The 1,707-nt window shown below is 45.3% G+C and carries 2 protein-coding genes; both read right to left on the bottom strand.

All coding sequences use genetic code 11. The features are described from left to right. Positions 1 to 183 precede the first annotated feature (183 nt). Positions 184 to 1,335: a Na+/H+ antiporter NhaA gene (nhaA, locus tag ACSVHP_RS22925; RefSeq protein WP_001000602.1), complete on the bottom strand. Its 1,152-nt coding sequence runs from the start codon at positions 1,333 to 1,335 to the stop codon at positions 184 to 186. Between the two features lie 160 nt (positions 1,336 to 1,495). After that, positions 1,496 to 1,707 (bottom strand): IS3 family transposase (locus ACSVHP_RS22920; protein ID WP_048976237.1); only part of this gene is annotated, 212 nt, incomplete at its 5' end.

Genomic DNA, 1,707 nt, shown 5'->3' with positions numbered 1-1,707 from the left:
CATCAGCAAAAGGGGATGATAAGTTTATCACCACCGACTATTTGCAACAGTGCCAAAAATACCCTCAGCAATTAGTGTACTGAGGGTATTGTTAACCATCCGTAGGATCGTTCAACTGATCAATGCCTTAACTGATCGGTGTTATCCCGATTGGGAGGCTTTACAAAATAGCTCATTTTTATCTTACGCTTGCGCTTTCTTAGGCAAAGAAAAGTGCAGTAAGGCATAGCCAAGTAATGCTGCTGTCGTAGAACCCATTAAGATACCGAGTCGAGCATAGGTATCAAATTCAGGACTTACATTTCCGAACGCTAAAGAGGAAATGAAGATAGACATTGTAAAGCCAATACCACACAACACAGATACCGCAAAGATATGCTTGAAGTTAACGCCTTCAGGTAACTTAGCAACGCCCATTTTTACCGCTGCCCAGCTAAAGGTAAAGATACCTAGAGGCTTACCAACCAGTAGACCCAAAGCAATACCGAGTGGCAGCATTGAAGTTAGACCTGACATCGATACGCCTTCTAACGAAATCCCCGCATTGGCAAATGCGAATAGAGGCAGAATACCAAATGCCACGTATGGGTGAAGCGCGTGCTCCATATGTTTAAGTGGAGAATGTTCGCCCTGCTTTCCCTTTAGTGGGATAGCAAAACCAATCACTACACCTGCCAATGTTGCGTGAACACCAGATTTAAGCACCGCGAACCATAAGATCGCACCGACGATCATGTATGGCGTAAGTTTTGTTACTTCCTTCGCATTCAACATGAATAGGACACCAGTCATGATGAAGCCAACAAGCAACGCCATGGTCGACAGGTCACCGGTGTAAAATAGCGCGATAATAACAACTACACCTAAATCATCGATGATAGCAACCGCCAGCAAGAACACTTTTAGGCTTACTGGTACACGCTTACCTAATAACGCCATGATACCTAAAGCAAAAGCGATATCTGTCGCCGCTGGAATTGCCCAACCAGAAATCGCCTCAGGATCGTTGGCATTAAAGGCTACGTAAATAAGAGCAGGAGTTAATATACCGCCAACCGCTGCAATCGCAGGGAAAATTGCGGTTTCTTTTGATTTTAACGCACCTTCAAGCAGCTCTCGCTTAACTTCAAGGCCAATGAGTAAGAAGAAAACAGCCATTAGGCCGTCATTAATCCAGTGAGAAACTGACATACCAAATACATAAGTATGCAGTACAGATTGATAAGTTTCGCCCAGCGGTGAGTTAGCAATGGTCATCGCAATTGCCGCGGCAATCACGAGAAGAATACCACCAGCTGATTCCATTTTGAAAAAGTCACGAATGACATCGTTCATGGTTTCGTCCTTATATTTATTATCTTAATAAACGATTAACAAAGAATGATAAGAGTGTATAGCGGTCGAAAACTTTAGAATAATTGAATCGCCACGGATAATCTAGACACTTCCGAGCCGTTGATTGGACTGACCCCACGCCCGTAGACAAATTCTGTCCTCACGACGAGGCCTGTTCGAAGGCCTCCGGACTGACGCCGCCGAGGTGACTGTGGCGCCGGGCCCGGTTGTAGAACACTTCAATGTAATCGAAGATATCCGCCCGGGCTAGATCCCGGGTTTTGTATATTCTCTTCCTGATGCGCTCTTTTTTCAGTGAACTGAAGAACGATTCGGCCACCGCATTATCCCAGCAGTTGCCACGCCGGCTCA

Source organism: Enterobacter sp. 186315 (assembly GCF_053290175.1).
Note: the sequence above shows the minus strand (reverse complement) of the source record. Positions and strands in the feature narration are given on the sequence as shown.